The 23,805-nt window shown below is 61.8% G+C and carries 22 protein-coding genes and 1 pseudogene; 9 read left to right on the top strand and 14 right to left on the bottom strand.

The annotated features are described in order from the left end of the window. Window positions 1–2: 2 nt before the first annotated feature. The 7 genes and pseudogenes from DV532_RS12070 to DV532_RS12040 form a co-directional block, all read right to left on the bottom strand. Complete coding sequence (locus DV532_RS12070) at window positions 3–956, bottom strand: class I SAM-dependent methyltransferase (protein ID WP_056797021.1); 954 nt, start codon at window positions 954–956, stop codon at window positions 3–5. Next, complete coding sequence (locus tag DV532_RS12065) at window positions 956–2,290, bottom strand: iron-containing redox enzyme family protein (RefSeq protein WP_056797018.1); 1,335 nt, start codon at window positions 2,288–2,290, stop codon at window positions 956–958. Before DV532_RS12065 ends, DV532_RS12070 begins: the two co-directional genes overlap by 1 nt. Window positions 2,291–2,311: 21 nt before the next feature. Continuing rightward, complete coding sequence (locus tag DV532_RS12060) at window positions 2,312–2,509, bottom strand: hypothetical protein (protein ID WP_082476764.1); 198 nt, start codon at window positions 2,507–2,509, stop codon at window positions 2,312–2,314. Between the two features lie 60 nt (window positions 2,510–2,569). Continuing rightward, a pseudogene (locus DV532_RS12055) lies at window positions 2,570–2,689 on the bottom strand (KGG domain-containing protein); the annotation flags it as partial. 204 nt (window positions 2,690–2,893) lie between these two features. Further along, on the bottom strand, window positions 2,894–4,177 hold the full coding sequence (locus DV532_RS12050) for an NTP/NDP exchange transporter (RefSeq protein ID WP_056797013.1): 1,284 nt from the start codon (window positions 4,175–4,177) through the stop codon (window positions 2,894–2,896). Between the two features lie 4 nt (window positions 4,178–4,181). After that, window positions 4,182–5,090, bottom strand: a complete 909-nt coding sequence (locus tag DV532_RS12045; protein WP_056797010.1) for an aldo/keto reductase — start codon at window positions 5,088–5,090, stop codon at window positions 4,182–4,184. A gap of 89 nt (window positions 5,091–5,179) precedes the next feature. Beyond that, on the bottom strand, window positions 5,180–6,043 hold the full coding sequence (locus tag DV532_RS12040) for a Dyp-type peroxidase (protein ID WP_056797005.1): 864 nt from the start codon (window positions 6,041–6,043) through the stop codon (window positions 5,180–5,182). Window positions 6,044–6,226: 183 nt separating this feature from the next. Between DV532_RS12040 and DV532_RS12035 the strand changes: the two genes are divergently transcribed. Beyond that, entirely contained in the window at window positions 6,227–7,120 is an 894-nt protein-coding gene (locus tag DV532_RS12035; RefSeq protein ID WP_056797003.1) for a bile acid:sodium symporter family protein, read from the top strand. Between the two features lie 87 nt (window positions 7,121–7,207). Here the strand turns inward: DV532_RS12035 and DV532_RS12030 are convergent, their stop codons facing one another. Further along, window positions 7,208–7,675: a sterol desaturase family protein gene (locus DV532_RS12030; RefSeq protein ID WP_056797000.1), complete on the bottom strand. Its 468-nt coding sequence runs from the start codon at window positions 7,673–7,675 to the stop codon at window positions 7,208–7,210. A gap of 186 nt (window positions 7,676–7,861) precedes the next feature. Between DV532_RS12030 and DV532_RS12025 the strand changes: the two genes are divergently transcribed. Then, complete coding sequence (locus DV532_RS12025) at window positions 7,862–8,827, top strand: endonuclease (RefSeq protein WP_056796998.1); 966 nt, start codon at window positions 7,862–7,864, stop codon at window positions 8,825–8,827. Window positions 8,828–8,875: 48 nt separating this feature from the next. Here the strand turns inward: DV532_RS12025 and DV532_RS12020 are convergent, their stop codons facing one another. The 6 genes from DV532_RS12020 to DV532_RS30260 all read right to left on the bottom strand — a co-directional run bounded on the left by DV532_RS12020 (window position 8,876) and on the right by DV532_RS30260 (window position 14,298). Then, entirely contained in the window at window positions 8,876–9,850 is a 975-nt protein-coding gene (locus DV532_RS12020) for a D-glycerate dehydrogenase (protein ID WP_056796995.1), read from the bottom strand. 10 nt (window positions 9,851–9,860) lie between these two features. Continuing rightward, window positions 9,861–11,153, bottom strand: coding sequence for an MFS transporter (locus DV532_RS12015; protein ID WP_056796992.1), 1,293 nt, complete (start codon window positions 11,151–11,153; stop codon window positions 9,861–9,863). 55 nt (window positions 11,154–11,208) lie between these two features. After that, window positions 11,209–12,159 carry a sugar kinase gene (locus DV532_RS12010; protein WP_056796989.1) on the bottom strand — a complete coding sequence of 317 codons (951 nt, stop codon included), beginning with the start codon at window positions 12,157–12,159 and terminating at the stop codon, window positions 11,209–11,211. Next, complete coding sequence (locus DV532_RS12005) at window positions 12,152–12,943, bottom strand: TIM barrel protein (protein WP_056796986.1); 792 nt, start codon at window positions 12,941–12,943, stop codon at window positions 12,152–12,154. Before DV532_RS12005 ends, DV532_RS12010 begins: the two co-directional genes overlap by 8 nt. A 67-nt stretch (window positions 12,944–13,010) precedes the next feature. Continuing rightward, window positions 13,011–14,030: a transcriptional regulator PtxS gene (gene ptxS, locus DV532_RS12000; RefSeq protein WP_056796981.1), complete on the bottom strand. Its 1,020-nt coding sequence runs from the start codon at window positions 14,028–14,030 to the stop codon at window positions 13,011–13,013. Window positions 14,031–14,079: 49 nt separating this feature from the next. Continuing rightward, a complete protein-coding gene (locus DV532_RS30260) occupies window positions 14,080–14,298 on the bottom strand; it encodes a hypothetical protein (protein WP_162948973.1) in 219 nt (72 codons plus the stop codon). Between DV532_RS30260 and DV532_RS11995 the strand changes: the two genes are divergently transcribed. The 7 genes from DV532_RS11995 (at window position 14,297) to DV532_RS11965 (ending at window position 23,791) form a co-directional block, all read left to right on the top strand. Next, window positions 14,297–14,986, top strand: a complete 690-nt coding sequence (locus DV532_RS11995; RefSeq protein WP_056796978.1) for a phosphohistidine phosphatase — start codon at window positions 14,297–14,299, stop codon at window positions 14,984–14,986. The two genes, DV532_RS30260 and DV532_RS11995, sit on opposite strands and share 2 nt — an antisense overlap. A gap of 2 nt (window positions 14,987–14,988) precedes the next feature. Next, on the top strand, window positions 14,989–15,807 hold the full coding sequence (locus DV532_RS11990) for a phosphatase PAP2 family protein (RefSeq protein ID WP_056796976.1): 819 nt from the start codon (window positions 14,989–14,991) through the stop codon (window positions 15,805–15,807). A 245-nt stretch (window positions 15,808–16,052) separates the two neighbouring features. After that, window positions 16,053–16,901 (top strand): type IVB secretion system protein IcmH/DotU, encoded by an 849-nt coding sequence (gene icmH, locus DV532_RS11985; RefSeq protein WP_120715336.1) that lies wholly within the window; start codon window positions 16,053–16,055, stop codon window positions 16,899–16,901. 12 nt (window positions 16,902–16,913) lie between these two features. Continuing rightward, window positions 16,914–19,094 carry a type VI secretion system Vgr family protein gene (locus DV532_RS11980; protein ID WP_120715334.1) on the top strand — a complete coding sequence of 727 codons (2,181 nt, stop codon included), beginning with the start codon at window positions 16,914–16,916 and terminating at the stop codon, window positions 19,092–19,094. Beyond that, entirely contained in the window at window positions 19,094–19,972 is an 879-nt protein-coding gene (locus DV532_RS11975; protein WP_056796959.1) for a DUF4123 domain-containing protein, read from the top strand. The genes DV532_RS11980 and DV532_RS11975 overlap by 1 nt, the downstream gene beginning before the upstream one ends. Before the next feature lie 10 nt (window positions 19,973–19,982). Then, window positions 19,983–22,652, top strand: a complete 2,670-nt coding sequence (locus DV532_RS11970) for a T6SS effector BTH_I2691 family protein (protein WP_056796957.1) — start codon at window positions 19,983–19,985, stop codon at window positions 22,650–22,652. Further along, window positions 22,652–23,791: a DUF6708 domain-containing protein gene (locus tag DV532_RS11965; protein WP_082476762.1), complete on the top strand. Its 1,140-nt coding sequence runs from the start codon at window positions 22,652–22,654 to the stop codon at window positions 23,789–23,791. The genes DV532_RS11970 and DV532_RS11965 overlap by 1 nt, the downstream gene beginning before the upstream one ends. The last annotated feature ends 14 nt before the right edge of the window (window positions 23,792–23,805 follow it).

The raw sequence follows: 23,805 nt of genomic DNA, 5'->3' as shown, positions 1-23,805 counted from the left end.
CCTCAGCGGCTGCGCGTAACGGTGAGGGCCACGGCGGCGATGCGCTCGACCTGTTGGTAACCGGGTTCGCTGAGCTGTTCGCCAAACACGTCCGGGTCGATTTCCCGGTACACCCACGCCCATTGCGGCCCTGCCAGGCGCAGGCGGATGGCATCGAGCAAGGCATCGCGGCCCTCGACGATGGCTACGCCGGTGTACAGCAACAGCGAACCGCCGGTCGTTAGCCGCTCGCAGGCTTGCTCGACGATGCGCAGCGACAGTTCTGCACCCAGCGCACCACCGCCATGCCGGTAGGTGCGTTCGCCCACATCTAACATGTACGGCGGGTTGGCGACGATCAGGTCGAACGTTCCGGTAATGCCCTGGAGTAGATCACTGGGCTCCACCGAGACATTGCTCACGCCCGCCAGCGCCGCGTTGATGGCGGTGTAACGCAGTGCCAGCGGGTTGATGTCGACAGCGCTGACCTGAGCATGGGGGGCGGCCCGAGCAATCAGCAACGCACCGATACCGGTGCCGCAACCAATGTCCACTGCATGCTCGACCGGCTGTGGGGTGCGTTGCAGGTGAGCCTGGATAACCTGGGCAAAACGGTAGCTGTCCGGGCCAAAAAACACTGCGTCGCTCGCCTCGGTCGGGTACGCCGAGTGCACCAACAGCAGGTCTTCATAGTTCGACCAGCGCACGTTACTGCGTAACAGCTGCGTGTGCGCTGTCAGCACCTGGGCACGCTGAAGCTGCTCAAGTTCATCGGCGCAGATCAGTGCAGGGGCAAACGGGCGGCTCCAGCCAAATACATCGCGCAGTGTACTGGCCGGTTCGCCTGCATGGCGCGCAATGACCCGGGCGTGGGTAGCGGGCGAGACACAGGTGAAGCGATAGCCGTCGGCCCACAGCCGCTTGCCCAGTTGCAGCAGTGCCTGGTCGGTTTCGAGCTGTTGCGGGTCTAACAGCATCAGCGGGGTCCCTCCTGAATCAGGCCGGTGGCACGCAGGTAGGCGCGCGTCGCTTGCAAGCCTTCGGGGGTTGCGTGACGGTTGCCGGCCATTCTTGCGATCAGCGCGTCGATGTCGTCGCCTTGTGCGTCGGCCGTGGGTAAGTCCTCCACTTGCAGCGGTACCTCCCAGCTGCCCGGCCTTATGCGACGAACGCAGGCGTTCCAGCCCGCGGCGATCCAGTCGTGCCACACCTGCTTCTCGTAGGCGGTGAAAACGCCATACATCGGCGCCGAGGGCCCGTCGATCAGCTTCCACCAGCGGCTTCGGGCCGGCTCCTCACCGCGACGGATCCAGCCTTGGGCCTGTAGGGCTTCAAGAAACCCCGGCATGGCGCCCGGCTCGGCCAACCACTGATTGATGGTGCGTTGTTGCAAACGGCAATGGTCAGAATGCATGAATTGGCCGAAGTTGCGCTTGTGCTCAAGCACTTTAAGCAGCTCGGCCTGGAGGTCAAAGCGGCTGATCAGGCTTGGGGTATCAACGCCCAGATCGTTCAGCCGGTAGCCAAGGCGCACACGTTCGTAGAACGCACGCTGCCCGGCGGCTGGGCACAACTGGCGCAATGCCTGGATCGATAAATGAGCATGGCCACTGGCTGCATTATCAATGGTCACATGAAGCTGAAAGTAATGCCCGTCGATGCCCAGTTCCGCCAGTTCATAAGTGGTGATCAACAGGTGCAGTGGCGGTTGCTCGTAGCCCAGGTTGTACCCAATCACTTCAGGGAGGAACGCTTCGCCATGCTGGCCCAGCGCAAGCTGCAGTGCGCCCTGAAGGTAGCGCTCGTCATCCAGGCCCGGTTGCTGCAGGCAGCCCAGCCGGCTCAGTAGCCGCTGGTAGATCAATACATGATTACAACGGGGGTCACCCCCGCCCAACTCTTCCAGGTAGGTGCGAATCAGGCCGTGGTAGCGGGGGTCAGCCCAATGGCGCAAGGTGCTGTGCAGCCATGCACCATCCACAGCTTTGGTGGGGGCGACTTGCTGGAGAAACCACAAGGCTTGGGCGCGACTGGAAAAGAAGCGCCTTGGCGCACCTTGCCGGCGTTGTTCAAGGTAGTCGGCATAGGTTGCGGCCACCTGGGCGGCATGCTGGGCACTCCAGGCTTGCAACTGCGCAGGATCACTCGGCAGATCGTCCGATACGTGCTGCACGCGTGCCAGTTGCGCCTGCAACCACTCAGCGCTGGCGGCGTCAGGGCCGTCGAGCAGTGCCCGGTAACGCTGGTGAAGGCTAGGCCCTGTCGCCAGCGCCGGTACCATCGTGGCGGTCTTGCGGGTCATGACCGTCATGCTGTGTTCCTCGTACGCAAGTTATTGGCCTGCTTTTTGCCCTGGCTGCGGGTCTGAACCCGGCGTAGGTTGGGCAGCGGGTGTGTCGCTGGGTTGCTGCATTTGCAAAGAAGGTTTGCTCGGGTCGGCATCCTTGGCAGGGTGATCGGTATCGCGGTCAAAACAGCCACCGAGTAGGGTCAATGCGCCGATAAGTGTTATCAGAGGGGGCAGTCGCATGGGGACCTCCTGTGCTTGAAAATCGCAGTGCCGGGTTACCCTGGCACTGCGTAGCCTCACTTACGAACGGCCGCCCTTGCGGCCCGATTCGCTGCTTTGGCTGCCACCGGAATGCTGGCCGCCTTTGCGCCCAGCTTCGGAAGCTTTCTCGCGGTCATTGGCAAAGTTGCCTGGGTTTTTGTTACCGCCCTGGCTGCCTTGTTGATTGCCGCTACGGCTGTTGTCTTTAGTGGCCATGGTCTTAAACCTCATATGACTTCAGAATGCACGGCACCTTTGCCGTACACCTGTTCGGAGTTCGCCCATATGAGGGGATTCGTTTTATTGCGAAGCGTTCTGACCGGTGGCGTTAAATAAGCGGCCAGCGTGTATTTGGCGCGCTTGTCAGTCGCGCCGGGCGCCGTCCTGGCGGGCCTGTCGGCGCCCCAGCCAGCCACCCGTGGCTGCCCACCCCAACGCCATCAGCGCGCCAATCAGCATTGCCAGTTGCGGGTGCTCGCCGATCACGTCCAGTGCGCGTTTGAGCCAGCCACTGAAGGCATCGCCAGCGCGATAGACCACGGTGTCGATGAAGTTCTTGGCCTTGTATTTGTCCTCGGCGGGCAGGACGGTGAACAGCATCTCCCGCCCAGGCCTGACCAACGCATATTCACCCGCCCGGCGCACTACCATCACCACCGCGAACACGGCGAACGCCGGGGCCAGTGCCAGCCACAGGAAACCCGCCGCCATCAGCAGTGGCACCGCCACCAGCAAAACGCCCACGCCCAGGCGCCGGGCCAGGCGCCCAGTAAGTAACGCCTGGGTAAGGATGGCCAGCGCCTGGACTACGGTGTCGATCAAGCCGAACACCTGGGTTTGCCGGGTGCGGTCGGTAAAGGTTTCACTGACGATGCGCGCCTGCTCGAAATACAGGAAGGTGCTAACGCTGGCCAGCAATACCACGAACAGGGCAATACCCAGCAAATATGGCGAGCGCAGCACCGCGGTGGCGCCGGCAAACGGGTTGCCGCCCAGCGGCCGAGTGCCCGGCCGTTCGGCTTGCGCCAGCAGCGGGTGGCGCGTACGCCAACCTTGCAGGACCTGGGCCGCGGCAATACTGCCCAGTAGCAAGCCGCCGGCTAGCAGCAACAGCCCGGCATGGCCCAACGGCGCCACTAGCAGCGTGCCAAGGATGGGGCCACTCAGCCCGCCCAGGCTGGCCCCAGCGGCCAACAGGCCGAACAGGCGCTTGCCTTGCGCGGTGGAAAACAGGTCGGCGAGCAGGCTCCAGGCCAGCGAGATGGTTAGCAGGTTGAACACCGACAGCCAGATATAGAAGGCACGGGCCACCCACAACGCCTGCGAATCGCGGGCAAACAGCACGGCGAACAGCAACAAGTTGCTGGCAAAGAAACCGTAGGTGCACGGCAGGATATGCCTGCGCTGTACCTTGGAAGCCAGCCAGCCGAATAGCGGCAGGCACGCCAGGGTGGCGATGAAGGTGCCGGTAAACAGCCATTGCAGGTTGCCCACACCGCCGGCTACACCCATGGTTTCGCGTACCGGGCGCAGCATGAAGTAGCCGGTGAACAACAGGTAGAACAGCAGCAGGCCGGCGACTACCGCCGGCCCCTCGCCGGGCCGAATGTTCAGCCCCTGGCCCAAGCGCCGGCGCCAGGCATCCATGGCGTCAAGTAAACTGCTTGATCAGCGCCTGTTGCTGCGCTTGGGTCAATAGGGGTTCATGCCCTGCCTTAAGCTGGTCCAGCTGGCGCTCGGGCCGGCTGGTCGCGGGAATTACCGTGGTCACCGCCGGGTGGCTGATGGCGAACTTGAGAAACAGCTGCGCCCAACTGCCGATCCCCGCCTCTGCGGCCCAGCCGGGCAAGGGCTGGTCCTTGACCCTGGCGAACAAGCGGCCATCGTCGAAGGCCCGGTTGATCAGCACCGCAACGCCCTTGTCCTGGCACAGCGGCAGCAGTTCACGGGCAGCGTTGGGGGCGCTGACTGCGTAGTTGATCTGGATGAAGTCCAACGGCTCGTTGCGCACGATGCGGGCGACTTCGTCCTGGCTGCTGTCCAGGTAATGGGTGATGCCGACGTAGCGGGTCCTGCCCTGTTGCTGCAACTCGCGGGCATAGGGTAGCTGGGCCTGCCAGTCGCGCAGGTTATGAATTTGCAGCAAGTCGACAGTATCGGTGCGCAAGCTGGCGAGGCTGCCGGCCCATTGCGCTTCGGCGTCGGCCCGGCTGTTGGCGGCAATCTTGGTCGCGAGAAAACACTGTCGGTGCCAACCGCCCTCTTCCAGCAATTGGCCGAGGATGCTGTCGGCACCGCCATAGTTGGGTGAGGTGTCGATGACCCGTGCACCGCCTTCGAAGAACGCTTGCAGTACCACTTTCAATTGCTGGTACTGTGCCGAGCCGGCTTGCACTTCGAAACTGCCGGAAGTGCCAGCGCCGATCACCGGCAGCGCCTCACCGGTGGACGGTATTTTGCGGGTCAGCAAGCCCGCTGGGGCCGCAGCGTGCAGCCAAGGGCTAGCGGCCAGCAAGCCCAAGGTGGCACCCGCGCGTAGGACATCACGACGTGCGTACATGGAAAAGCCCCCGCCATGAGTCGGAAACTTTCAAGGCTAGCCGCTCTACCCAGCGCCGGCGGGTGTTTCTGTATCTGGATGTTTAGTGATCAGGCCTGCAACAACGAGCGCAGGTCGACACCTGCGTCGCTCATCGGTGGGCACCAGTAATAGCCACCTGACAGTGGCCGGCTGAAGCGGTACAGGCCGTCGATGATGCCGTCTTCCAGGCCACTCATGCGCCGCAGCTGCACCTCGAACGCATCGAAGCTGTGGCCCAGCGCGACGAAGGCCAGCCCAGCGCCGCGCGCGTCCGCCCAGGCTACCGAGCGGCGCACCATGAACGCTTCGGGCTCGAAACTTTCCTGGGCCGTTCGCTTGACGTGCGCCGACGCTGGGGCATCATCGAGCTCTTCGTTGTCACTCAGGCGGCGGCCGATGATGTTGTCCTGGTCGGCCTGGGGCAGCGACTTGAAGTATTCCAGGTCGTGCTTCCACAACTGGAAGGCGGCAAAACTGGAACCATCGGCGGCGATGGCCGCCTGCACGGCGTCTTGGTCCACTGGGTTTTCGGTGCCGTCTTCATAACCGGTCAGGTCTTGGCCGCCCCGGTGCAGGAAGCCGTCGACGCTGTCGGCCAGGCGCAGAGCCGGTGCCAGCGCCTGCTCCAGGGCCTGGGCGCGCAACAGCAGGTCGCCGCGCTCGTTGCCGCGCAGCCACACCCACAGGGCGTGTTGGGTGCTGGGGTTTTCCACGGCGGCATCCAGCAGCGGGAAGGCACGCAAGCCCGGTATTTCGCGGCCCAAGGCCTTGGCCAGCGGGGCGCCGACGCCCAGGATCAACTGTTCGCCATCGACCTGCGGCAGCAAGGCATCCAGGGCGGCAGGCAGCGCCTCGGGCGCTTGCAAAGAGAAGAACAGGTGACGGGCGTGGGCCGGCACCGGGGTGGCAAGCAGACCTTGCTGGAACGGCATCACAGGCTAATCCTCGGTTAAAACGGGAATGCTACTGCGCCTAATGGCCTACTGCAACGCGGCATGCGGCCGCGAGCGCCGCTGCGCTTGGTAACAAACGGTTACAGAGAGCTGGCGCTTTGCAATTAGCTAGCAATTCAGGCCGACCTACACTCCTCGAGATCCTCGGCCGAGAAACCGCCCATGACCGCCTCACCTTTGCTGACCGCCTTTTTGCCGCTGGCCTTGGGCATCATCATGCTCGGCCTTGGGTTGTCGCTGACCCTGGCCGATTTTGCCCGCGTGGTGAAGTACCCCAAGCCGGTGGTGGTGGGCCTGGCCTGCCAGATCCTGCTACTGCCGCTGGTGTGTTTCCTGATCGCCAATGGTTTTGGCCTGGAGTCGGCCTTGGCAGTGGGGCTAATGCTGCTGGCCGCCTCGCCTGGCGGCACCACGGCCAACCTGTTCAGCCACCTGGCGCATGGCGATGTGGCGTTGAACATTACCCTGACGGCGGTCAACTCGCTGATTGCGATCCTGACCATGCCGCTGTTGGTGAACCTGTCGTTGAGCTGGTTCATGGCGTCCGACCAGGCCATCCCGCTGCAGTTCGCCAAGGTCTTGCAGGTGTTCGCCATTGTTCTGTTGCCGGTGGCGCTGGGGATGCTGATTCGCCGTTTCGCCCCTGCTTTTGCCGCCCGCATGCAAAAACCGATGAAGCTGGTGGCGGCGCTGTTCTTGGCTTTCACCATCGTCCTGGCCTTGGCCAAGGACTGGCAGACCGTGGTTGAGTACGCGCCGGTGGTGGGCCTGGCCGCGCTGTTGTTCAACCTGTTGAGCCTAACGGTGGGCTACTGGGTGCCGCGCCTGCTGAACATCCCCAAGCGCCAGGCGATTGCCATCGGCATGGAGATTGGCATCCATAACGGGACCTTGGCGATTGCCCTGGCGTTGAGCCCTTCGTTGCTGAACAACGCGACCATGGCGGTGCCGGCAGCGCTGTATAGCCTGATCATGTTCTTCACCGCAGCGGGGTTTGGCTGGTGGGTCAGCCGTGGGCAGGTGGCGGCGCAGCCAGAGGGAGAAACCGTGAATTAAGGCGACGGGCCACTTCTACAGGGGGCGTAGTGGCCTTGAGGGCTGCTGTGGGAGCGGGTTTACCCGCGAAGAGGCCGGTACAGGCTGTTACGGCTGGCCGCGCCTGCTGCGCAATTGTTGCTTCAACACTCGCAACGGCGGTGCGTAAAAGAACCCGAACGACACACTCCCGGTGCGCCCTTTCACCGCATGGTGCAACCGGTGCGCACGGTGCAAGCGTTTGAGGTAACGGCTAACCGGGCGAGGCTGGCGCGGCCAGTGCCGGTGAAACAACCCGTCGTGGGCGACGACATACAGCACGCCGTACCCCGCCACCCCACCCCCGACCCACTGCAATGGCGCATAACCACTCTTGCCCAAGGCCACCAGCGCTGTGGCGACTAGCCCTAGGGCCAGCAGGTACAGGTCATTGGTTTCGAGCATGCCCAACTGCGGCTCATGGTGCGAGCGGTGCAGCCACCAGCCGCAGCCATGCATGATGTACTTGTGAGCCAGCGTACCAACGCCCTCCATGGCCACCAGGGTGCCGAACAATACGGCAAGATTGAACAGCATCGAACGGTCCGGGTGATGGCAAAGGAAGGCGCAAGGTTACCGTCTGCCCGGCCTTTTTTCCATGTAGGCGTGACCGGTTGCGGTTAACCAGGTTTTCGCTGTGCAGTGATAAAGCTGAGCGTGCGAGCTGCTCAGCCCGGGCGGAAGCATTACAATGCGCGCCCCAATTTGAAATATGTTTTCCCCATGAAATCACTGCTTTACGCCGTAACCTTACTGTTTTCCTTCACCCTCCCCGCTCTGGCCAGCCCGCCAGCAACCTTCACCGAGGCCAAGGTGGTGGCCAAGCAGAAGGTGTACATGGACCAGGCCAGCAGTGCCATGGGCGACTTGTATTGCGGCTGCAAATGGACGTGGGTCGGCAAGTCCGGCGGGCGCATCGATGCTGCTTCGTGCGGTTACCAGACCCGCAAGCAACAGAACCGCGCCGAGCGCACCGAGTGGGAACACATCGTGCCCGCCTACACCTTCGGCAACCAGCGCCAGTGCTGGAAAAACGGCGGCCGTGAGCATTGCGTGGATGACGATCCGGTGTTCCGCGCCATGGAGGCCGACCTGTTCAACCTGTACCCGGCGGTGGGCGAGGTCAACGGCGACCGCAGCAACTTCAACTACGCCATGGTCGCTGGCAATGCCGGGCAATATGGGCAGTGCAGCACCAAAGTCGATTTCGTGCAGCGCGCGGCCGAACCACGAGACGAAGTGAAAGGCCTGGTGGCCCGCACCACGTTCTACATGTACGACCGCTACAAGCTGAACATGTCGCGCCAACAGCAACAGCTGCTGATGGCCTGGGACAAACAGCATCCAGTGTCGGCTTGGGAAAAAGAGCGTGACCGGCGCATTGCCGCGATCATGGGGCATGCCAACCCGTTCGTGACCGGCGAACGCAAGTGGACGGCCGGCTACACGCCAGTCGGTAGTGGCGTGGTGCAAGCCGTGCCGGCGAAGGCCGCCAAGCCAGAAGCCAAGCCGAGCCTGGCCAGCGCCGAGTCGGTGGGGGCGGTGCTTGGCAACCGCAACAGCCACGTTTATCACCTTTCCGTTGGCTGCCCGGGCTACAACCAGGTGACGGCGAAGAACCAGGTCAGCTTCGCCACCGAAGGTGAAGCGCAGGCGGCGGGCTATCGCAAGGCCGGTAACTGCCGGTAAGCACCTGCGAAGGTCGCTGCAAGGGGGCCGCATAGCGGCCCCTGATGTTCAAGGCCTGCACACCTCATTCACCAGATTCGCCGGCCGCTCACCCGCCAGCGCGCTGAGCAGGTTGTCCACCGCACAACGCGCCATGGCCTGGCGGGTTTCTTCGGTGGCCGAGCCGATGTGCGGGGTCGCCACCACATTGTCGAACTGCAGCAGCGGCGAGTTCACCGGCAACGGTTCCTGTACGAACACATCCAGCCCGGCACCGCGTATACGCCGGGCACGCAGCGCTTCAACCAGTGCGTTCTCATCCACCACCCGCCCGCGGGAAATGTTCACCAGGATGGCCTCAGGTTTCATCAGCGCCAATTCCCGCGCACCGATCAGGCCTTCGGTGTTGGCATTCAGCGGTACGGTCAAGCACACGAAATCCGCCTGCTGCAATAGCTCATCCAGGCTGCATTGATGCGCGGCATACCGTGCCTCCACTTGCGGTTTGGCCCGCTGGCTGTGGTACAACACGCGCATGCCGAAGCCAGCTGCCGCACGCCGGGCCAGGGCCTCGCCGATTCGGCCCATGCCGACAATACCCAAGGTTTTGCCGTGCACATCGCTGCCGAAATGCGCCGGGCCCAGGTTGGCCTGCCAGTGGCCGTCCCGTACCCAATTCGCCAGCTCCACCACCCGCCTGGCGGTAGCCAGGATCAAGGCAAAACCCGTGTCGGCGGTGGTTTCGGTCAGCACGTCAGGCGTGTTGGTCAACATCACGCCGCGCCGGCTGAGTTCGGCAATGTCATAGTTGTCCACGCCGACCGAAACACTGGCAACCACCTCCAGTTGTGGCGCCAAGTCGAGCAAGCTGGCGTCCAGGCGCAGGCTGGCGCCCAGCAACCCATGCGCCCCGGGCAGAGCGTCGCGCAGGCGGGCCAAGCCATCGGCTTGGGCGGTATCCACCCAGGTTACCTCGACGCGTTCGTGCAGGCGTGCCATCAGCTCGTCGGGCAGGCGTTTGTACAGGACGATTCGCTTCTTCATTGCAGGTTTCCTAAGGGTTCATGGCCAGGCGTGAGCCGTTGCGCTTGGCCCGGCTCGACGTTGGGGAAGTATTGAGTGCAGCGGTAAGCGCCACTGCGGCCAGCAGCGCACCGCACATGAACAGGTAAGAAGCACCAGGCCCACCCGTGGCGCCATTGAGGTAGCCCACCAGCCACGAGCCGCCGAACGAACCCAGCGCGCCCATGCTGTTGATCAGCGCCATGGCACCGCCTGCGACGTTGGCCGGCAGAATCTCGGGCACGATCGCGAAGAACGGGCCATAAGGGGCGTACATGCAGGCGCCGGCGACCACCAGCAGCGCGTACGACAGCCAAAAATGCTCGCTGCCCAAGGCGTACGAACCATAGAACGCGACGGCGGCGATCAGCAGCGGTGGCCAAACGAAACGCTTGCGCTTTTGCAGGCGGTCGGACGCCCACGACACGCCAACCATGCCCAGTACCGCCGCCAGGTAGGGCACCGACGACAGCCAGCCGGCCTGCACGATATCGACATTCGCTGCCTGCTTGATAATCGACGGGAGCCACAGCACGAAGCCATACACGCCGATGCTCCAGCAGAAGTACTGCAGCGCGAGGATGATCACTTGCGGCGAGCGGAACGCCTCGCGGTAGTTCTTCATCGGCTTGATCCCCTGCTGCTCGGCGGCCAGCGCCTGCTGCAGGGCGGTCTTTTCCTGCTCGCTCAGCCAGTTCACCTGGGCTGGGCGGTCATCCACCAGGCGCCACCAGAGGAATGCCCAGATCACCGCAGGCAAGCCTTCGATGATGAACATCCAGCGCCAGTCGTAATGCTTGATGAGGTACCCCGACACTACTGACATCCACAGGATGGTCACCGGGTTGCCGAGCATCAGGAAGGTATTGGCGCGCGAACGCTCCGCGCGGGTGAACCAGTGGCACAGGTACACCAGCATGGCCGGCATCACCGCCGCCTCCACGACCCCGAGCAAGAAACGAATGCCGATCAGCATGTACACGTTGCTGACCATACCGGTAAGCGTGGCAAGGCCGCCCCAGAGGATCAGGCAGACGAAAATCAGCTTCTTCACACTGCGCTTTTCGGCGTAAATCGCGCCGGGCACTTGGAAAAAGAAGTAACCGAGGAAAAACAGTGCACCCAGCAGCGAAGACAGCGTGGGGGTGATCTGCAGGTCGTCGGCCATGCCGGAAGCGGCGGCGAAACCGTAGTTGGCGCGGTCCAGGTACGCCAGGCTATAGGTGATGAACACGATCGGGATGATGTACCACCAGCGGCGAGGTGCCAGGCTTTGGCTTTGCATGGTTTGTTTCTCCTGAGCTTGTTGTTTTTGTTGCAACAGGTGATTCGGGTCTAGTTCACGCGCTTTTGCGCAACTCGTGGGCTTCCAGTTCATGGCGCAGCGGCAGCCCTTCCATGTCGCCACGCGACTGCACGGCGCGGCTGCCGCACCAGTTACCACGCGCCACCGCTTCGGCCAGTGGGCGGCCCTCCAGCAGCGCGCTGAGTACACCGACGGCAAAGGCATCGCCGGCGCCGACGGTGTCCACCACACGGCTGACCGGCACCGGCGCCACCTGGCCTTCGCCCTTGGCACTGCGCAAATAGGCACCCGCGTCGCCCAGCTTTATCACCACCAGCTCCACCCCTTGGTCAAGGTAGAACGCGGCGATGTCCGCCGGGGTGTGCTGACCGGTTAGCAGCCGGCCCTCCTCCAGGCCTGGCAAGACCCAGTCGGCCTTGGCTGCCAGGGCATTGATTTCGCGCACCATACTGGCGTGGTTCGGCCATAACGAAGGGCGTAGGTTGGGGTCGAACGAAATGCTGCGCCCGGCGGCGCGCATGGCGTCCACCAGTGCATGGGACAGCGCCCGGCAACCCTCCGACAGTGCCAGCGGGATGCCGGTGGCGTGCAGGTGGCGGGCCTGCAGCCAAGCCGGGCGAATCAGCGCTGGCGACAAGCGGCTGGCCGCCGAACCGCGGCGGAAGTATTCCACCGCTGGGTCGCTGCCATCGTCGCAGCGGGCCTTGAGCTGAAAGCCAGTGGGGTAGCTGGGGTCCACCTCGACGGCAGAACAGTCCAGGCCTTCGCGGCGCAAGCTGTCGACGACGAAACGGCCCAGCGAGTCATCGCCCACCCGGCTCAGCCAGCGAACCTTGAAGCCCAGCCGCGCCAGGCCGATAGCCACGTTGCTGTCGGCACCAGCGATGCGCTTGCCGAACTGGCCGACACTGGCCAGGTCGCCGGCCTGCTCAGCAACGAACATGGCCATGGTCTCGCCGAAACACAGCACATCATGCTCATGCATGGCTCGGCTCCTTGCTCACAATTGCGCACAGCCCCAGCCGCGACAAGTCGTGTACGTGTGCGCGGGTCAGCGCCAGCAGGTCGTCGCTGACCAACGGGTATTCGACGGCACGCACCACCCCGGGGCTGAACTCGGCCATCAGTGCAGCCCAGTCTTCCAGGTCCGCGGCCTGCGGCGGCACGGCAGCCAGGCGGCCATCGGCCCGGCGCTGCACGGCTTTACAGTGTACGTAACGCACCCAGCGGCCAAGCTGACGCGCGGCGTGTTGGGCAGGCTCGCCCTGCCACTGCCAGTTACCAATGTCGAAGGTCATGCCCAGGCTCAACCCCAGGTGCTCGGCACGTTGGAAAAACTGCTGCAGGGGCTCGATTCTGCCGCCCTGCGCGGTCTGGTCGTTCTCCACCAGCAGCAACGGCCCGTGCGCCGGCAACAACTCGGCCAAGGCCGCGACATCGCAGCCCGCCTGGTAGTGCCCCAGGGAAACCTTGAGCGCCACCGCGCCGAGGGCACGTGCCGTTTCCAGCTTGTGCACCAATTGCGGGGCCGGCACGCCTTGCGCAGTCCACAGTTCAAGCGGTGTGGAATACAGGCACTCGAGGCGCCGCGCGGCAATGGCCGCCGCAAGCGCTGCTGCGTCCGGTGTACGGGTGAACAATTCTTCGCGCAGCTCCACACGGGTAACGCCAGCGGCTGCCAGCAAGTCAAGAAACTGCTCCTGGCCACGTTGCCGGACAAACTCGGCGCCGTAGCTGGAGAGGCTGATGGAAACGGGGTTTGCATGCATTGTTATTGTCCTTATGAAACCGGTTTCATTTTTTACCAACAGCAGGCCCGCAGAGGCCTGCCACGCGTTAATGTGGTTGGGTTGAACCTCGTATAATCAGCTCGGCCCTGAAGTCGACACGTCGCGCCGCCCCACTGTCGCCGCGCAGGCGACTGAGCAAGCTCTCGAATGCCGCCACGCCAATACGCTCGGTAGGCTGGGCCAGCGCGGTGATGCCGGTGCCGACCAAGGGGTACCAGTCGAGGTCGTCGAGGGCGATCAGCCCGACATCCGCGAACAGCTGGCGCCCCGCTTCATGCAGGGCTCGGGTCACGGCCAGGGTGGCGATACCGTTGCAGGTGAAGATCGCCTGCGGGCCATGGCCGCTGTTGGCGAGGAACGCCGCCAACTGGCGATCTAGCCCGGCGCTGATTTCCAGCACCTGCTGGCGCATGCCGGGGCGGCGGCTGATCGACGCGCCGAACGCCTGTACGCGCTCCAGGCGCGAGCTGGTGCCATCGAGGGGCTCGGTCACCGCCAGGATGTCGCGGTAACCTTGCGCATGCAGGTGGTCAAGGGCCTGCTCCACCGCATCGGCATTGTCCAGGCCCACCAGGTCGACATTCAGTTCTGGCAGCTGGCGGTCGACCAGCACCATGGGGATGTCGCGCTGCAGGTTGAGCAGTTCGCCGGGGTGATGGCCGAGCGTGTTCACGATCAACCCTTCGACGTTGTAGGACTGCAGCGCCACCAAGTGGTGCCGCTCCTGCTCGTCGTCACGGTTGGTGTTGCACACCACCAGGCTGTAGCCGTGCTGGCGGCAGGCGGTTTCCACGCCATGCATCACCGCCACTGAATAGGGGTTGAGGATATCGGCCACCAGCATGCCGATCAGCCGCGTCTGGCCGCGTTTAAGGCCACGGGCCATCTGGTTGGGGCGGTAGCCTAGGCGCTCGATGACCGCTTCCAGGCGCTTGGCCGTGGCTTCGGCCAGCAACTGGCGGTCGCCACCGATGTAACGCGAGACGGTGGCCTTGGAAACGCCAGCGACACGCGCAACTTCACTGATGGTGACCCGTTCGCGGGCATGGGCAGGCGCGTCGGTCATTGGCTGTCCTTATGATTATTGTGGTAGTGATGAAACCGGTTTCAATACATCAAAAAACCGCGCGTTCGTCAACCTGCCGTGGGTCGGCTGTCGTACAAAAATAAGCGTTCAAAAATGCTGGGAAACCACTTTCATTGTTCACCGCCCTGCCGGGTACAGCCCGTCGGCTCAAGGTATTTTTCACATTCAGGCCACTCTCTGCTGACATTTCGCCGCCTAAAGTGCCGTCGCTCGCGATCAGAACGAGCGGACAGGAGAGTGGCAGCATGTTGCAAGGCGTCATCGACAAATACCCCGCGCTAAGGCTGTTCCAAGCAACGCGCCAGCCTTCGCGCAGCATGCTGGTTACAGCACTGTGCATGCTGCTGGCACTGGTGGTGACGGCTGCCTGGGCCCATAGCTGCACTGCCGTGCCCACACTTGGCCCCCCCAATTTCCTGCAAAGCAGCGGGCTATATGCCGATTGGTCGAACGGTTCAGTAATTGTCGTGCTTCGCCATGCCGAACGCTGCGACCGCTCCGGCGGGGCCTGCCTGGGTGACCCCACCGGTATCACGGTCGCAGGCAGCCAAGTGGCCGCCGATGTAGGCCGCGGCCTGCAACGCCTTGGCCTGGAAAAAACCGATGTATGGGCTAGTCCCGAGGTGCGCACCCAGCAGACCGCACACGCCCTGTTCGGTAAAACCATTGCCACGCAAAACTGGCTTAATCAGTGTGACGACCAGTTTGCCAAGAACGCCTTTGCCCTCAAGCGCAGCGGCCACAACCTGCTACTGGTCAGCCACAGCGGCTGCATGGAGCAGCTGGAACTGGCGCTTGAAGTCCCCTCCAGCGCCATTTCAAACAACTATGCCAGCGCCCTGTTCATCACCTTGGGCAGCGATGGCAAAGCAAAATTGCTGGGGCAGATGGCTGCCAGTGAATGGCACACACTCGTCGCTGCCAAGGAACTCTGAACATGCCGTCCCGCGCTGCCTTTTACCGCAACAACCTGCTGCTGCCACTGTTGCTGGCGGCTATCGTGTTCATGGCATTCGACCTCACAGAGCTCGACCGCTGGATCAGCAACCTGCTGCTCGACCCAGCCACCGGCCAGTTCCCGCTGCTGCACAACCAGTGGTTCGAAAAAGTCACCCACAAGTGGCCACGGATACTGCCCGACTGGACCGGTGAGCTGGCGGTCATCGGCAGCTTGCTGTCGTTCATCTGGCCGCGGCTGGTCAACCGCCCGCAACTGGGCCTGACCCGGCTCTTGGAAAAGGCCCATATCGCACCGGTGCTGCGCTTTACCACCCAACACCGCCGCGACCTGCTGTTCGTGGTGGTGGCGTTCGCCTTGAGCACCACCGTTATCCACTACCTGAAAAGCCATACCAGCGTGTATTGCCCGGTGGAAACCACGCTGTATGGTGGTTCGCAGGCCCGGGTCGAATGGTTCGAAAACTTCTCCTGGTGGGGCAAGGCCGGTGATGGCCGCTGCTGGCCAGGTGGTCATGCTTCCAGCGGGTTTACCTTGTTGGCGCTGTATTTCGTGGCATTGCGTCACCGCTGGGCGCATGCCCGCAAGTTGCTGGTGGCGATTTTGCTGATAGGTTTCGTCTACGGTACTACCCGGGTGTTGCAGGGCTGGCACTATATGTCCCATACGTTCTGGGCCGGTATTTTTGTTTGGTTTGCCACGTGGGTAACTGCGTTGTTCTTCTATGGGCGTGTTGCATTGCAAGCGCCGGAGCAGAGCATAACCTTACCCGCCGCTACTGTGCCGCAGCCCTTGTAGGAGCGGCCTTTTGGCGCCATCGGGGTGCGCCAAAAGTTGACATACTTACAGCACGACTTAGTTGCACTAATAATTAAAAAATAACTAAAAAGCGAAACTTCCTACAAAACTTTAGGAAGCCTAAAGCTCCCATGTAAATTGATTCCTCGTTAGTCTTCCGGTTTCCACAGCATGCTTGCGCCCGACCGCTTGGAAAGCCCGCGGCGATTGCATGAGTTTGACCCGGTAATAGACGAGGATTAAGGATGTCCAAAGGTTCCGATGGCGCTGACAAACCAGTGCCGGCCCCAAAAAAGCCAATCCTGCTTGAGGATTTCAAAGGCACCCAGCAGCCTCGCACCGGCGCCGGTCCTCAACACGCAACGGATCTACTCGGTTATCCAGCCGACCCCGATTTCCAGCTGCGTGGCGGCTTCGACAACCTGATGCTCGACGCAGCAAGCCCACTGTTCGGCCTGGTCATACGCCTGCGCACGCTAGATGACCTGCCCAACATCGAATACGTGCACAAGGCCCTGCAAACTCAGGTCAGCGCCATCCGCCAAGAAATACAGCAGCACGGCTATTCCACTACGCATCTCGAAGTCTATTCGTACGGCTTGTGTCTATATCTGGACGAGGCCGTGATGAGTCGCCCCTGGGGCAACAATTCGTGCTGGAGCCAAGCACCGCTGCTGAGCATCTTCCACGACGAAACCCAAGGCGGCGAGAAGATCTTCGTCCTGCTTGAACGCATCATGCAATCGCCCGAGGAGTTCCAGGATGTGCTGGAGTTTCTGTACTTCTGCTTTTGCCTAGGCCTTAGAGGCAAGTACGCCCTTGATCCCAAGTGCGAGGACATCATCAAGGCCCTGATCTCGCGGATGCACAAGGTCATTCGCGAACTGCGTGGCCCCGCGCCGGAATTCCCCTCCGACCCCTACACCAACGTGGTCCATCGCCCTTACCGCATGCGCCGGTGGGAGTGGCCTTGGTGGAGCCCGCTGGTCATCTCCGCCATCGCCATGGCCTGTGCCTACAGCTACTACAGCTACCGCCTCGACTTGCTGACCGCCGAGGTTCTGGAGTCGCTCAACGGTATTTTGCAGCAGTGACAGGGGAGCCACATGTCTAGCCAATCCGATTTGCACTTTACCTTCCAGCCGCTGGCTGGCCGGCTTGAATTCGAAGTGGTTTCGTTCGAACTCGACGAAGCGATCAGCTCACCGTTCCAGCTGAAGCTGGAATTGATCAGTTTCGAAGACGATGTCGACTTCGGTCAGTTGCTCGACAAACCGGTGCTGTTCACCCTCTGGCGGGGCGAGCGCCCACTGCGCTACGTGCATGGCCTGGTCAGCAGCTTCAGCCAGGGCGAGACGGGCTTTTATCGCACCCGTTACCGCGCCTTGGTCGAGCCCGTGCTGGCCCGGGCTGGGCTGCGTTCGAACTGGCGTATCTTCCAGCAGAAAACCGTGCCGCAAATTCTCGAACTGATGCTCCAGCGCCAAGGCATCAGCCGTTTCGAGATCAAGAGCATCAGCAACCATCAGGTGCGCGAGTTCTGCGTGCAGGCTGGTGAAACCGACTTGGACTTCATTGCCCGCCTGGCTAGCGAAGAAGGCTTCGTCTACCGCTTCGAGCACACCCCGAAACACCACCATCTGATCATCACCGACCGGCTGCTGGCGCTGGGCCAGATCAGCCGGGGGGCGATCGAGACTGATGACGATGATGAAGGCTTCTTCGAAGAGGACGACATCGACCCCAACCAGGTGCTGTACCGCGCCACCCGCGGCGGTGATCAGGCCGGGCCCTGCCTGCGCCACCTGCGTTACAGCGAACAGGTACGGACTGCGCGGCAGGTGCAACGCGACTATACGTTCACCAACCCGGCCTACCGCCAGGAACACCGCGCGGCGGACAGCAGCATCACCCATCAGTCACGGGATTATGAGCGCTTCGACTACCCCGGCCGCTACAAGCGGGATGCGGTGGGTGTGCCGTTCACTGCCACACGCCTCATGGCCCTGCGCCATGACGCCCGCATCGCCGAGGTGGAAGGCGACGATGTGCGCCTGCAACCGGGGCTGAGCTTCACCCTTATCGAGCACCCTCGTGAAGACCTCAATGTGCATTGGCGCCCGATCAGCGTGCATCACGAAGGCATCCAGTTCACCAGTTTGCAGGAGGAAGCCGCTGGCGCTGAGCAAGGCACCCGTTACCAGCAGGAAGCCGTGCTGGTGCCGGGCCGGATCGAATGGCGACCCGCGCCCTTGAACAAGCCACGCATCGATGGCCCGCACATGGCCACGGTCGTCGGCCCAGCTGGCGAAGAGATCTACTGCGACGAATGGGGGCGGGTCAAGGTCAGCTTCCCCTGGGACCGCGAGAGCGCCAACAATGAGTTCAGCTCCTGCTGGGTGCGCGTCTCCCAGGGCTGGGCCGGCGGCAGCTGGGGCGCGATGGCCATCCCGCGCATCGGCCAGGACGTGATCATCCAGTACGTCAACGCCGACCCAGACCAACCGATGATCACCGGGCGCACCTACTGCGGCGATCAACTGCCGCCGTACGATCTGCCGGAACACAAAACGCGCATGACCCTCAAGAGCCAGACCCACAAGGGCGATGGCTTCAACGAACTGCGCTTCGAGGACGAACTGGGCCGGCAGGAAGTCTTCATCCACGCTGAAAGAGATCAGAACAACGTCGTCAAACATGACGAAACCACGCAAATAGGCAACGACCGCACCGAACGTGTCGAAAGGGACGAGACGATTACGATCGGCCAGGACCGTCGGGAAGATGTTGCGCGAGATGAGGCCGTTAGTATTGGCCAGAGCCGAGTACATGAAATCGGCACCGATGACAGCCTGACCGTCGGCCGGACCCATACCATCATCACTGGCCAGGACCGCATCGAACAGGTCGGCAACCATCGCCAGGACATCACCAAAGCCAACCACAGGGTGGAAATCGGTGGCCACCTCGAACAGGTCGTGGCCGGTCACAGTACTTTGCAGACCGGCGAGGCTATCCGGCAAACCACCAAGGTCTATGACATCCAGGTCAGCGAAAGCCTGACGATCAGGAGCCCGGCCGGTCTGCTGCGTATCGATGGCGCCGGTATCACATTGGATGGCCTGGCACTGGCATTCAAAGGGCCAGTCAGTCAACAGGCAAACGGCAGCCAGCGCACGACTTCAACCTCTGGCATACCCGAGCCCGGCGAACCCATTTGCCTCAGTTGCTTGCTCAAAGCGATCGAGCAAGGCCAGAACCTGATTCGCATGGAAGGAGCAAGCTGATGCCCAGTCCATTTGTCAGAGCAGTGGTAGAGGCGCTGCGCGCATCCGACCGCTACCGCCTGAGCGCCATAGTGGAGATGGCCAACCTGTCACCTCAAATACGGGAAACACTGACCCAGCATTACTCGGGACGCTGTTGGCCCCTGCTGCAACAAGCCCAGTTCAGCAACCTGCGAACCGTGGGCCCTTGGCTGTTCGGCTCACGGCCCGGCTCCGATGTGTCGGCCCAGTATGATTTTCAATGGCAACTCGAACAAAGCGCACCGGGCGCGGTATGTGGCTGGATCGTGAGCGCGCTGCCCCCTACCCAACTCGCCCAGCACTTAAGCCATGCCAACATTGTCATTGGCGCGGACGGGCATTCCTACCTGCTGCGCTACCACACCGTTGCAGCCTTGCAAGTACTCGACACCCACCGCGACCTGCCCGGGGTCAGCGAGTGGCTAGCCCCTGTCTGCCACTGGTGGGTGCCCGTAGCGCACCCAAACAAGAGGTTGTGGCTGCAAATTTCCGGTGGTGACCAACCACAAAGCACACAAGTCCCGCCTATCACATTGGCCGAAGACTGCTGGGCAGCATTGGCGGGTGACCCGCTGAGCTATCAACTGGCCGAGTTGCTCAAAGATGAACAATCGTGCCCGGCCTTGTCTGCCAATTGCCCTGGCACGCGACTTGGCCTGATCCAGTACTACCTGCAGCAGGCACGCGAGCAAGGCCTGGAACGTGAGGAAGATCTCCTCAGCTTTGTACTCATGATGGCTCGTGAGGGTGAACAACTCAGTCAGTCACCGGCTTGGCAAAACGCTATCGCAGCCACGCGCGAGCAGCGGGCATCCCTTCTCGAAAACGTGCAGCGATGCCTGCGCAACAAGGATTGAGGCATACAACATGGACTCGCTCACCGAAACCCTAGAACTGTGCAGACGCATAACCACCGGCTACCGCCCGGCTTTGCGCAACAGCCCCGTGGCCGACTGCACCCGCCGCTTCGAACTGCTGCCCCTGCGCTACGCCGCCGTCGGTGGCAACCCGGCGCAACGTGCTCGCCTGCCCAAGTTGCCAGGCTACCTCAACCCCTTCCAGGAGGTCGGCGAGCTTACCCACTCCAGTTACGCCATCCGCCCGTTGCGCGAAGGGTTTCTCTACCTGCTGATCAAACGCCACAGCGCAGCGGCCTACGAATGGCATAGCCAGTACCGCGTGGCACCCAACGGCTCGCTGCTGTACATCAGCGCCGACGCCCCGTGGGAACCGGCCCCCAGTGCAGGCAACCTGGACGAAATCATGCGGGGTTTTGGTTGGACCATCAGCCTTTATGACCTGGATGACATCCAAGAGCTGCGACCGTTATACAGCCCTTCCCCGCTCACACCGCGCATGCTCGACAACTATCGCCTGCTTGAGGACGAGTACCGCAGCAGCCTGCCGGCCATCGATATCGCTCGCTTCATCCAACCTTCCGAGGCGCCACCACAGCCTCATGTGCTGAAGCACGATCAACTGGGCTGGGTCGCCGACTTCAAGGCCCAGGACGATTCAGACCTGCAAGCGCTGCTGGACCTGCAACCGTTCAATAGCGACCAAATCGTCTCACCGCACGCGTCACGGCAAGCCTTGGCGCCACTGGTGAATCAAACCAAACCCCGCGGTGCCGCCATCGTCATCGAAGACGCCATCGGTATCACCCAGGAGCTCAACGCCTGGCGCAACGCGGCAGTCGACGACGTAAAGGTGAAGTGGCTACAACGCACCGTAGAGCCTGCCGTGGACAACGAACGCAGGTTGCTGGTCGCGCAATCGTTCCTGGAAATCGAAAAGCTCTACCCACAGATGCTGGCCGACCGAATCGTCAAGCGCGAGGTCATGGCCGAGACCGTTCGCAACCAACCGTACACGCATCCGGAAATCTACGCTTTTTCCGAACGGGCCAGGCAACAGGCTGATGCGCATGACGAGCGGATGAAACCTCATCTCGCGCAGTTCGAGCGCGGGGTCCGCGCCAGGGTCCAGGCCCGCCAGGATGCCGGCGAGTTCAGCAAAAAATTCGACCAGAAATACGGGCACCTGGTCGACCGACAGGCCATGCGCGACCAGCTTGAGAGTTTCGAACAGGCCATGCAGCAGGCCCAGCAGGCCGCGGAAGATCGGGCCAAGGATCATGCTCGCTGGCTAATCAGCGAGCGGCTGCTGCAGGCCTTGGACCGTTATGACAATGCCGACCTGATCAACGGCCTGGCCTTTGCCGAACAGACCGGCCAGTGCGTCATCGGCATGGAGCTCAGTGAATGGGGCACGAGCGTGTGGGACCACTGGTGGCGCAGTGACGTGGCAGACCGGGGCAACCTGGCGATGCGCGGCATCACGTACAACCAGGAAGACCTTCGTGAAGCGCTTGCGGCGCTTCTGCAGGCGGCCAAGGCCGAACCGCCTTCAGCATTCGACTTCACGCTGGCCGAAGGCCTTGCCAAGCGCGCGCACGCTGCCGCCAATGCCTTCGGCCGCATCAACGCACTCTACGAAGAACTGCAAAAGGCAAACAGCACCGCCAGCATCGGCTTGTATGCCTGGTACGTAGCGCTCAGCCGGCAGGTGCTGCGTACCGGAGCGCCCAACAATGTGGACCGCGCCCTGCACCAGGGTTTGCGCCTGACACTGTTTGCTTCGGTACACGAAGCAGCGGTCGATGTACGTCTGGGTGATGCCGCCCGCAACGGGCAGGTTTTAAACCCACAGCGAAGCGCTGGCCAAGTATCACGGTATCTGGATCAGGCTTGGGCTGAAGGGTTGATGCAGGCCGACAGCAACAAAAGTGACTTCTATAAGGTACGCGCCGCCGGCGTGGTCTGCCTGCTTGAAGGAATGCTGATGGCCTTCAAGGCAAGGGAGCTGCCTGATAGCGACGCGCGGGTGAAGACCGAACTCATGGCAGCTGCCATGACTACGGCTGCGGCTGGTTTTGAAATAGGAGCCAGTTATGTGGATCAGGTGGTAACACGATACGGGACGAATAGTGTAACGGGGCGAGGAGCAGCAGCGACTGTGGGGAGGTTAAAGCTCTGGGGAGCGAGCTTGGCGGGTATGGGGGGGCTGATTTTCGCGTGGTGGGACTATGCGGATGCAGATAGGTATTTTCGTGAAGCACAGGGCAAAGAATCGAGGGTTCGAACAAACAGTCTGGCCAACGCCTATCGTATTCGAGGGACGGCAACAATAGTACTTGGATTAGCAGAAGCTGGAACAGCTATAGCAATCGCAAAGACCGTTTTCGACTCTCTATCTCATAACGCTAAGACTAAATTTGGAAGAATGTTAGCCACCTCCATGGGGACGCTCGCAAAAAAGCTAGGGACAAACGCTGCTCGGCTCTTACTCTCACGTTTAGTACTCGGAGCTTTTTGGGTCAGCCTCGCCCTGACGGTTGTAATTTATCTACTTGAAGACGACTCATTGGAAAAATGGTGTAAACGCAGCTGCTTCCGCATAGGAAAGACTTCAAAACTCTATGAAGAGCACGAAGAGTTAAAATATCTTCACTCAGCTTTCAGAGAGGTCATATAATGTATCTGATAGAATGGGGATTCTGGCAGATGGCAATCGAGTCAGAAACGGCACGAAATGCGTATGAAATAAAGATGACGCCAGTAGAGAGATGCGCGACGCAGGATTTTTATCAAAGCGATTTGGAAGAAGAAATACATTTCCGACGGGTCAGTGAACAACCTCGCGCACACGGGCATGTTTTTGCCTTCAATGATACTTTCCTGGAACTACGCTGCGGGGGCTCAGAGGAAAAACGCGGGCTAATTACAATCATGACACTGGGAGGACTAGGCCCGATCCTATATACCGGAGCCACAATAACTCTAGGCTCTCTTTACCTTGATTTTTTCTCATCTTACACAACCTCTCTCATCAACATCATAATAACTATGCTGATGTCCACAATGGACGGCGCAATCATTTATTTTTATCTAAAATACGGGCTGCAGTTTACGCGACTAGAGATGCTTACCACCCGTCATCTGCTCATCCGTTTCAACCGAAAAACCCAGCAAGTTCATCTACATCGGCCTAGCAGTTGCGGCGGCATCGTGACATTTCCATGGAAAACCACCGGGAGCACGGCTCTTTACCCAGAAGATGACGCTCTCAGCCTCGGCGTGAGGCTTGGCCTAGTCTGGCACCCCAGCCGCACCGGCCTCCCGCACATGGAAATGGCCCTACTCGGCAAGCAGGGCCAAGGCGGCAGCGAATTGCGTGACGAGTGGGAGTTCATCCGCCGCTACATGGAAGAAGGTCCAGACGCGGTGCCCCGCCCCCGCCTGAGCACCCAGCTGCCCTCGCCCATCCAGGCATTCAGTGCCCAATTCGAGGGCCTCGGCCGTTTCTTCCGCAAAAGCAGCTGGCTGTTCAAGGTCGCGCTGCTCCTGGTCTGGCCCGCCTTCGTCATCGTCGGCATCGGCCACTGGCTCAGCCTGCTGCTGTGCTGGCGGCCACGCTGGCCGAAGGTGATCCGCGAGGCCGGCATGCCCGGTAAACCCGTCCCGCCCGTGACAACCCTGAGCGACTACCCACCAGCCATTCAGGATCGCCTGCTCGCCAACGCCGACCGCTGGCAGCTCAAGCCCGGTAAGCGGCCAGAAAAAAAACCACGTAAACCGCATACGCCCAAATCGAAAAATTCGCCGCCCATGTAGGTGCGGCCCGCTCG

The sequence above is a fragment of the Pseudomonas sp. Leaf58 genome, from assembly GCF_003627215.1.
In the GTDB taxonomy this organism is placed as follows: Bacteria; Pseudomonadota; Gammaproteobacteria; order Pseudomonadales; family Pseudomonadaceae; genus Aquipseudomonas.
The sequence above is the reverse complement of the archived record's forward strand: the minus strand, read 5'-3'. Positions and strand labels throughout refer to the sequence as shown.

Bases quoted from the DNA above. Each gene is read 5' to 3' on its own strand.
- DV532_RS12070 (WP_056797021.1), bottom strand. From the start codon at position 956: ATGCTGTTAGACCCGCAACAGCTCGAAACCGACCAGGCACTGCTGCAA.
- DV532_RS12065 (WP_056797018.1), bottom strand. From the start codon at position 2,290: ATGACGGTCATGACCCGCAAGACCGCCACGATGGTACCGGCGCTGGCG.
- DV532_RS12060 (WP_082476764.1), bottom strand. From the start codon at position 2,509: ATGCGACTGCCCCCTCTGATAACACTTATCGGCGCATTGACCCTACTC.
- DV532_RS12050 (WP_056797013.1), bottom strand. From the start codon at position 4,177: ATGGATGCCTGGCGCCGGCGCTTGGGCCAGGGGCTGAACATTCGGCCC.
- DV532_RS12045 (WP_056797010.1), bottom strand. From the start codon at position 5,090: ATGTACGCACGTCGTGATGTCCTACGCGCGGGTGCCACCTTGGGCTTG.
- DV532_RS12040 (WP_056797005.1), bottom strand. From the start codon at position 6,043: ATGCCGTTCCAGCAAGGTCTGCTTGCCACCCCGGTGCCGGCCCACGCC.
- DV532_RS12035 (WP_056797003.1), top strand. From the start codon at position 6,227: ATGACCGCCTCACCTTTGCTGACCGCCTTTTTGCCGCTGGCCTTGGGC.
- DV532_RS12030 (WP_056797000.1), bottom strand. From the start codon at position 7,675: ATGCTGTTCAATCTTGCCGTATTGTTCGGCACCCTGGTGGCCATGGAG.
- DV532_RS12025 (WP_056796998.1), top strand. From the start codon at position 7,862: ATGAAATCACTGCTTTACGCCGTAACCTTACTGTTTTCCTTCACCCTC.
- DV532_RS12020 (WP_056796995.1), bottom strand. From the start codon at position 9,850: ATGAAGAAGCGAATCGTCCTGTACAAACGCCTGCCCGACGAGCTGATG.
- DV532_RS12015 (WP_056796992.1), bottom strand. From the start codon at position 11,153: ATGCAAAGCCAAAGCCTGGCACCTCGCCGCTGGTGGTACATCATCCCG.
- DV532_RS12010 (WP_056796989.1), bottom strand. From the start codon at position 12,159: ATGCATGAGCATGATGTGCTGTGTTTCGGCGAGACCATGGCCATGTTC.
- DV532_RS12005 (WP_056796986.1), bottom strand. From the start codon at position 12,943: ATGCATGCAAACCCCGTTTCCATCAGCCTCTCCAGCTACGGCGCCGAG.
- ptxS (WP_056796981.1), bottom strand. From the start codon at position 14,030: ATGACCGACGCGCCTGCCCATGCCCGCGAACGGGTCACCATCAGTGAA.
- DV532_RS11995 (WP_056796978.1), top strand. From the start codon at position 14,297: ATGTTGCAAGGCGTCATCGACAAATACCCCGCGCTAAGGCTGTTCCAA.
- DV532_RS30260 (WP_162948973.1), bottom strand. From the start codon at position 14,298: ATGCTGCCACTCTCCTGTCCGCTCGTTCTGATCGCGAGCGACGGCACT.
- DV532_RS11990 (WP_056796976.1), top strand. From the start codon at position 14,989: ATGCCGTCCCGCGCTGCCTTTTACCGCAACAACCTGCTGCTGCCACTG.
- icmH (WP_120715336.1), top strand. From the start codon at position 16,053: ATGTCCAAAGGTTCCGATGGCGCTGACAAACCAGTGCCGGCCCCAAAA.
- DV532_RS11980 (WP_120715334.1), top strand. From the start codon at position 16,914: ATGTCTAGCCAATCCGATTTGCACTTTACCTTCCAGCCGCTGGCTGGC.
- DV532_RS11975 (WP_056796959.1), top strand. From the start codon at position 19,094: ATGCCCAGTCCATTTGTCAGAGCAGTGGTAGAGGCGCTGCGCGCATCC.
- DV532_RS11970 (WP_056796957.1), top strand. From the start codon at position 19,983: ATGGACTCGCTCACCGAAACCCTAGAACTGTGCAGACGCATAACCACC.
- DV532_RS11965 (WP_082476762.1), top strand. From the start codon at position 22,652: ATGTATCTGATAGAATGGGGATTCTGGCAGATGGCAATCGAGTCAGAA.